This window comes from Methylobacterium sp. Leaf456 (genome assembly GCF_001425465.1).
GTDB lineage: Bacteria > Pseudomonadota > Alphaproteobacteria > Rhizobiales > Beijerinckiaceae > Methylobacterium.
Window position 1 is genome coordinate 289,688 of sequence record NZ_LMQV01000041.1, and the last position, 7,813, is coordinate 297,500.

Sequence of the window (7,813 nt, forward strand, 5' to 3'; positions counted from 1 at the left end):
CGAGCCCTACCACGACCGGCGTCGTTCACACGATGAGGAAGTCGGTGTGATCGATGGCGGCTTTGTTGGTCAGAACCGCGAACAGCGTGCGCGCGCCGGCCTCGCTGCCGTCGGCATCGTAGAACACTTCGCCGGTCCGGCCGTCGTAGAGGATGCGGTCGTCGGCATCGGCCGCGGCGCCGGGCCGGGCCAGATCCTTGAAGGCGCCGGCTTCGAGGGTTCCGACGCCAATCGCTCGGAAGACGGCGTCGTCGAGCCGGATGACGTCGTCGCGATGCGAGAAGTCGGTGATGCGGTCCACGTTGTCAGCTCCGAGCGCCGTGCTGAAGACGAACGTGTCTGCCCGCCCGCCTCCGGTCAGTGTGTCGTTGCCGCCCTTGCCGTCGAGGAAGTCCTTCCCGGCCCGGCCGACGATCTCCTGATCGAAAGCATTGCCGGTCAAGGCGAGCGACTTGTCGTGGGCCGCCCTCAGCACTTCGATCTCCTGCCCGGCCCGGAGCGCCGTGCTGACCGTGGAGACGACGGTGTCGCGTCCGCCGCCGACGGCCTCGACGACGAAGTCGGACTTGTGGTCCACCGCGTACAGGTCGTCGCCGCTCAGACCGCTCATGCGGTCGGCGCCGCCGCGTCCGTCCAGCGTGTTGGACGCGGCGTTGCCGATCAGGATGTCGTTGCGGGAGCCGCCCGTCGCATTCTCGATCACGACACCGTTCGCGATGGTGAAGCCGCCGGTCAGCGTCTCGGAGGTGGAAAGCCACCCGCCCCCGCCGATCTCGGCCTTCAGGGTCGCGGCACGCAGATCGATCTTGGCCCGGCTTCCGCCCTCGTAGGCGATGGTGTCGATGCCGCCGGTATCCCAGATCGTGGTGTAGCCGCGATCGGCATCCACGTCGTCGCTGAAGCGGTAGACGTTGTTGTCGACGTTGTGGGCGCGGGCGCCGTAGAGGTGCTGGAGCGCGGCGATATCGATCGCACCGAACGAGCCGGGCTGCGCGTTGAGCGCCGTGTTGACGTCCTTCGACAGCGTGAAGGGGTTGTCCTCACCGAAGAAGGGGTAGGTGTAGCCCATCACCGAGTAGATCTGGGAGTTGAGGTTGCCGGTGCCCTTGTCGGCCGGACCGACCACGCCCGGCAGGGGCGGGCCCGCATCGATATCGTGGGTGTGCTTGAGGCCGAGGCTGTGGCCGATCTCGTGCAGCCACGTCTCGGAATAGGTTCCGAGCCGTACCACGTCGGCGGCGCCCTTCACACTGGTCGGATCGATGCCGACGGCGGTCTCGATGGTCGTCACGCCGGGGCCGGGTCCACCCGATTCGCCGCCGCCCCCGACATCGAGGCGCTGGACGAGGTTGGCCTCTGCGGCAGGCGCTTCCGAGAAGTCGAGCCGTGCGAAGGTCGAGACCTGATCGAAAATCTCCTCGTAGAAGGCCTTCCAGTCCCCCTCGTTGAAATCGCTGACCCCGTTGCGGTCGATATCCTGCGTCTTGAACCCGTAGGTGAGGCGCTCGGTGTTCCAGGCGCCGCCGCCGATGAGGCTGTCGATGACGGCATTGCCGGTCAGGGCAACGGGCTTGAAGAGATCGACCATGGGCGGCGGGACTCGTGCGTGGGACATAGGGCCGGCACTTCGAGAGCTTCATGCAGTGCAGGCCCGATCGGGCGCTTAAATCAAACCCAACGCCTATTCAAGATATCCGACCGCATATGCGGGACATTGTGCGAACTGTGCTGAAATACAATTCACTAATTTTCTACGAACAGATTGCCGATAAGGACTGCGAATAGCCCTACGCCGCCTCGCCGAGTATCGCGCGGCGCTGGCGATCAAGTTCGTCGCTGTAGCGCTTGAGCGTGTGGCTCTCGGTCAGCAAGCCGATCACCCGGCGGCTGTCCGCGCCGTCGAGCACGGCGAGCGCCTCGCTCTCGGCCGCATCGAACGCTTCCGCGGCCTGCTTGGCGCTCATGTCGGGGAGCAGGTAGGCGTCGGCGTAGCGGGCGACGTCGGCCAGCCGCGCGCCCGTCTCGGCCGCCGCCTGGGCATGGGCCTCCGGCACCAGCACGATGCCGGCATAGCGCTCGGAGGCGTCGGTGACCACGACCCGCGAGGGCGAGCCGAGGGGATGCGCCCGCAGGAAACTCGCCATCGGCGTGTCGAGGGGGACGGGCCGGATGTCCCGGCGCATCATGCGGCCCACCGTGAGGCTGCGGATCCAGCCGATGTCGTGGGCGCTGCGGATCGATTCGCCGCGCAGGTGAAACCGCCAGGTGGCGAAGGAATAGCCGAAGGTCTTTCGGACCGTCAGCGAAGAGGCGATCACGGCGGCCAGCACCAGGGCGGTGACGGGGAAACTCCCGGTCATCTCCAGCGCCAGGAAGGTCATGGTGAGCGGCCCGCCGACGATGGCCGCGGCGAACGCGCTCATGCCGACCACCGCGTAGCCGACGGGCGCGAGGCCGAACTCCGAAAAACCCGGCCACGCCATCGGGGCGACCTGCGCGAACAGGCGCCCGACCAGCGCCCCGAGGAATAAAGAGGCGAAGAACAGGCCGCCGCGAAAGCCCGATCCGATCGACACCGCCGAGGCCACGGCCTTGGCGAGGATCAGCCCGGCGAGCGCCCCCGCGGTCAAGGCCATGCCGGGATCGAGATGGAGATGGAGCGCCCCGTGGCCGCCGGAGAGCACCTGCGGCGTGGTGGCGAGCGCCAGCACGCCGACGCACAGCCCGCCGAGCGCCGGCCGCAGCAGGGCCGGCAGGCGCGTCGCGCGAAATCCCCGCTCGATGAAGGCGACCCCGCGCATCAGCCCGACGGCGAGCCCGGCGCAGACGAGCCCGAGGAGAAGGCAGGGCAGCGTGTCGGCCGCACCCAGCGCGCCGCCCCGGCTCAGCGCCAGGGCGCCGACATCGATCAGCGCCGGGTTCGAGGCGAGCGCGCGGGCGACGAGGCTGCCGCACAGGGCCGCGACCACCACGGGGGCGAGCGTCGCGATGGTGTAGGTGCCGATCACCAATTCGTAGGCGTAGAACGCGCCCGTCAGCGGCGAGCCGAACGCCGCCGCGATGGCCGCGGCCGAGCCGCAGCCGACCAGCGTGCGCAGGTCCGAGCGGCGCATCTCGAAGGCGATGCCGAGCCGCGAGGCGAGACCGGCCGCCACCTGCGTATAACCGGCCTCCAGCCCGACCGAGGCGCCGCTGCCGTTCGAGACGACGTTCTGCGCCGCGACCTCGGCAGAATCGCGCAGCGACATCCGCCCGCCATGCAGCGCGTTGGCCTCGATCGGATCGATCACGGCCCGCCGCCGTCGTCCCCATCCGAGGAGAAGGATCAGTCCCCCGAGCACGAGGCCGCCGAGCGCCGGGCCCAGGAACGGCAGGCCCAGCACGCCCCCGGGAGGCAATGCCCCGAGCCCGCTCAGCCGCTCCCCGGCGGGCAGACGATAAAGCGCCTCGCGCAACAGCTGCGCCGCCCCGCTCATACCCGCGACGGCGAGGCCGCCGAGGCAGCCGGTCACCGCGGCGAGCAGCACCAGCGCGACCTCGCTGCCCCGCACCCATCCCCGCAGCCGCGCCGGCACCGGCACGCGCCTGTCCGAACCGGCGGCCGGATCCGACGGGCTCATCGGCGGCGGGGAGCGCAAAAGGGGTCTTCCGTCATGCGCTTGCGGTCTAGCATCCACGCGCAGCGGACGCGATCCGGGGGAAACGCCCCACAGCCGGCGCAAGAGACGCTTGAAATGCCGCGAGCCTCGCGATAAGTCCCCCCTCGCGTGCCGCCGTAGCTCAGTTGGTTAGAGCACTAGATTGTGGATCTAGGGGTCCCCCGTTCGAGCCGGGGCGGTGGTACCATCCCATTCGAGGGTTAAACCGGGGTCTGGCCGATGGGTCGGGCCCCGGTTTCCGTTTGGGGATACTGGTCCGGCCAGCTGCCCCCCGTGAGCAGGGTGCGCGTGTCGGCGCCGGATGCTGAGCCGGATTACTTTTGAATCACTCTTGTCAGCGCGGCATCGCGCTTGATGTCCGAGATTTCTTTGACGCACTTGTCCTTGGTATCGAACGAGCGGGTACTCTTGGCAAGGACGAAGCCTGCATCCGTCTCCAGGCGCCAGAGATGGGCCTTGCCGCTCAAATCGTTCCCATCCCGCACGATGACGAATTTCATCTCTCAGCCCCCGGGTTGCACGCGCTCGGCAATGTTGATTGTCGGTAGGCTTGTAACGCCATTTTGTTATAAATTGATGATCCCGCTCGATCTTCGCGATTTTTGCGAGCCTGAGGCGTTTCTGCGCACCGAACGAGCCATCAACCGGCACTTGCACTGGCGGAGAGACTGATCAATCCGGTCGCGTCGTCCGCGCCACGGCCGGAAAACCTCAGCCGACTTCGAGCGCCGCGGTCGCGGAGTCTGTGATCCGGCCCAAGACGGCGCCCTGGGCCTCGACCGGTGCGAGCCCGGCCCTGTGGACGGCGTGCTGTCGATCGAGCACGCGGCGCGCCGTCGTCGCCGGATCGATCGGCACGGAGGAGAGTTCGACGTCGAGGACGGGCATGCGGCAGTCTCGTGGGCCTTGATCCGGCTGGGCCGGATCGAAGTCATGACCTCAACTGAGCAAGATGCATGCCCGCGCCGAAGACGTACTCTGTACGCAGCGGGGTCGGTTGCGCCGGATGAGGATGCAGATGCGCGTCGATCAGGCAGCAACCAATCCGAGAGCGGGCCCGAACGACCGATGAGGATTCGAAGGGGATGGCGGCCGCCACGGGCCGCCATCCCCTTCGCGTTTCATGGCGAGGGTGCGCTACGCCGCCTCGAACAGCGGCACCTGCCGCATTTCCGGCACCAGCACGAGACCTTTGTCGGTGATGCGAATCTGCGGGATCACCGAGAGCGGGATCAGGTTGAAGCCCATATAGGGGATCGCGCAGCCGGCCTGCGCCCAGGCCGCCTTAAGCCGGCGCATGTCCTCGGCGACCACGCCCACGCGCTGGTCCGAAAGCAGCCCGGCCACAGGCAGCCTCACCATCGCGACGACGCGACCCTCCTCCACCACGCAGACCCCGCCCTGCGCCTCGGCGAGCGCTGCGACGGCGACCCGCATGTCGGCCTCGTTCAGCCCCGCGACGATCAGGTTGTGCGAATCGTGCCCGACGCTGCTCGCCACCGCGCCGCGCCGGAGGCCGAAGGCGGAGAGCAGCCCGTGCGCCACCCCGCCGCCGCGCCCGTGCCGCTCGATCACCGCGACGTGGCAGAGACCGTGCGCGGACAGCGTCGCGGCCCAGTCCGCCCCGGGCTGCAACGCGACGCGCTCATGGACGAGTTCGATGCCGGGCAGGGTCGTGCGGATCGCGTTGACCGTGCAGACGCCTGTCGGCAGCGGCGGCACCAGGGCGGGTAGCGGTTCGGGTAGCCGCACAGTGGCGTAGGCGGGAGCCGGATAACGGTAGGGCCGCGAAAGCGCCGCCTCCAGCCGCGGCGTGGCCTTCCGATCCTCGACCACCAGTTCGCCGCCGTACCACGTCGCCTGCGGCACGAGGTCGTTGTCGAGGAGCACGAGGTCGGCCCGGCGCCCGCCGCCGAGGCCGCCGACCTCGCCATCGAGGCCGTAGCGGGTCGCCGGATGCAGCGAACCCATCGCCCAGGCGGCGGGCTTCGGAATGCCCATCCGCAAAGCCTCGCGCACCACCCAGTCGAGGCCGAAGGCGAGCAGGTCGTCGGCGTCGCGGTCGTCGGTGCAGGCGCAGACCCGCTTCCACGCCGCGCCGTAATCCGTGATCGTGCCGATGGCCGCGGGCAGCGAATGCCACGGCGTCGTCGGCGGACCGCCACGCAGGAAGATCCACAGGCCGGCTTCCAGAAGGTCGTCGGCGATGTCGCGGTCGATCGCCTCGTGGGTGTCGGTGACGCCGCTCGCCGCGTAGGGAGCCACGAAGCCGCGCCCGTAGATGTGGCCGGAGACCGGGCGCCCGCGCTCCAGGGCGGCGGCGATGATCGCGTGTGCGCGGGGATCGCCCTCGGCGACCGCCACGAAATCCATCTTCTCGCCGAGCCCGATCGCCTCGGGCCAGGCATCGAACAGGGATGCGATCTTCTCGGCCGTCAGGTCGCCGCCCGCGGTCTCGAACGCGGGGCTGGTCGCCGGCACGGTGCTCGGCACGGTGAGATAGATGTTGAGCGGGGCCGCGCGCGCATCCTCCAGCATCCAGGCGACGCCGTCGCGGTCGAGCACGTTGCCGATCTCGTGGCTGTCGCAGACGATCGTGGTGGTGCCGTTGATCAGCGCGGCCTCGGCATAGGCGCAGGCCGTCACCATGCTGCTCTCGATATGCAGGTGCGGATCGACCAGCCCCGGCGCGATCAGTCCGCCGCGCAGATCGCGCACCGGCGCAGGCCCCTTGTAGGAGCCCGCGGGCAGCACGGCGGCGATGCGCCCGCCCGCGATGCGGATTTCGCGCTCCGGCAGGATGCGCTCGGAATAGGTCGAGAGCACCCGCGCCCCGGTCAGCACGAGGTCGGGCTCGGCCCGGCCGGCCGCCACGTCGGCGAGGCGGCGCGTCATCCGGGCCAGCGGCTCGACGGAGAAGCGGTTCAGCGGCGTCGCGTCGGTCATCGGGTGTCCCTCGGTCCTCGGCCCGTCGGGCATGCATCGTGCCACGCCCCGCGCCGTCGCGGCAGGGCGCCCGGCGGATCATAGTGGCGGGAAGCGTGGCCGTACCCTTGCATGCGGCCCGCCCGCCTCCTTCGTCAGGGATAGGGAAAGCCATGTGCCTGGGTGACGATCCGCATTGTGCCGCCTTCGCCGAGCACCGCCTGCGCTACCGGCGCGACATGGAGCCGGAGCGGCGCGCCTTCCTGAAGAGCGGCTTCCTCGCCAGCGGCGGCGCGGCGGCGATGGCCGCGGGCGGGCTGTCGCTGGTGAGCCCGGCCTTGGCCGAGGCCGGCGCCGGGGCGGGGGCCACGAAGGCCGTCCATTACCATCTGCCGGCCACCGCCAAGACGGTGCATTGGGGCTACTTCTCGAAGAGCCTCAAGCCGCAGGTCGAGATAGCGTCCGGCGACTTCGTCACCATCGAGACGCTGACGCACCACGCCAACGACGACGCAGAGCGGATGGTGACGGGCGATCCCGGCGCCGAGAGCGTCTTCCTCTGGACCAAGGAGAAGAAGGGCGTCGCCCGCCGCGGCGCCGGGCCGGACGATGCCAAGCTCGGGCCCGGCGGCGGGCTGGGCGTGCATATCTGCACCGGGCCGGTGGCGATCCGCGGGGCCGAGCCCGGCGACGTCTTGGAGGTGCGCATCCTCGACGTCGCGCCGCGGCCTTCCGCCAACCCGAAGTTCAAGGGCCTGACCTTCGGCAGCAACGCGGCGGCGTGGTGGGGCTACCACTACAACGACATGCTCGGGGGCAAGAAGCGCGAGGTCGTCACCATCTATGAGGTCGACGCCAGCGGCGGGCGCGACTGGGCCAAGGCGGTCTACAGCTTTCCCTGGCCCGGCGTGACCGACCCGAACGGGCTCGACCACCCGACGATCGACTATCCGGGCATCCCGGTCGATCATACGAAGACAACCCGCACCTACGACGTGCTCAAGGGCATCCGCGTGCCGATCCGCCCGCATTTCGGCACGATGGGGCTGGCGCCCGCGGAGGCCGAGCGGGTCAACTCGATTCCGCCGAGCTACACCGGCGGCAACATCGACAACTGGCGCATCGGCAAGGGCGCGACGCTCTACTACCCCGTGGCGGTGCCCGGCGCCCTGTTCTCGGTCGGCGATCCCCATGCGAGCCAGGGCGATTCCGAACTCTGCGGCACCGCC

The 7,813-nt window shown here is 69.6% G+C and carries 6 protein-coding genes and 1 tRNA gene (1 of these 7 only partly in view); 2 read left to right on the top strand and 5 right to left on the bottom strand.

Annotated features, from left to right (window positions below; all coding sequences use genetic code 11):
* Positions 1–25: 25 nt before the first annotated feature.
* Entirely contained in the window at positions 26–1,588 is a 1,563-nt protein-coding gene (locus ASG52_RS20020; protein ID WP_056247057.1) for a M10 family metallopeptidase C-terminal domain-containing protein, read from the bottom strand.
* 199 nt (positions 1,589–1,787) lie between these two features.
* Positions 1,788–3,620, bottom strand: coding sequence for a chloride channel protein (locus ASG52_RS20025; protein WP_056247058.1), 1,833 nt, complete (start codon positions 3,618–3,620; stop codon positions 1,788–1,790).
* A 149-nt stretch (positions 3,621–3,769) separates the two neighbouring features.
* Here ASG52_RS20025 and ASG52_RS20030 point away from each other — a divergent pair.
* Positions 3,770–3,846 (top strand) — tRNA-His (locus tag ASG52_RS20030).
* Between the two features lie 127 nt (positions 3,847–3,973).
* On the opposite strand, the gene ASG52_RS20035 is transcribed toward ASG52_RS20030, so the two are convergent.
* From ASG52_RS20035 to ASG52_RS20040, 3 genes are all read right to left on the bottom strand, one after another.
* A complete protein-coding gene (locus tag ASG52_RS20035; protein WP_056247060.1) occupies positions 3,974–4,159 on the bottom strand; it encodes a hypothetical protein in 186 nt (61 codons plus the stop codon).
* A gap of 211 nt (positions 4,160–4,370) precedes the next feature.
* The gene (locus tag ASG52_RS27455; RefSeq protein ID WP_156384049.1) at positions 4,371–4,547 is read right to left on the bottom strand and encodes a hypothetical protein; all 177 of its coding nucleotides are present in this window, start codon (positions 4,545–4,547) and stop codon (positions 4,371–4,373) included.
* A 249-nt stretch (positions 4,548–4,796) separates the two neighbouring features.
* On the bottom strand, positions 4,797–6,605 hold the full coding sequence (locus ASG52_RS20040; RefSeq protein WP_056247062.1) for an adenine deaminase C-terminal domain-containing protein: 1,809 nt from the start codon (positions 6,603–6,605) through the stop codon (positions 4,797–4,799).
* Between the two features lie 152 nt (positions 6,606–6,757).
* Between ASG52_RS20040 and ASG52_RS20045 the strand changes: the two genes are divergently transcribed.
* Positions 6,758–7,813, top strand: partial view of an acetamidase/formamidase family protein gene (locus ASG52_RS20045; RefSeq protein WP_056247064.1) — the 5' portion only. It continues 387 nt past the right edge of the window; only the first 1,056 of its 1,443 coding nucleotides appear in the window; its start codon is at positions 6,758–6,760; its stop codon lies off the right edge, out of view.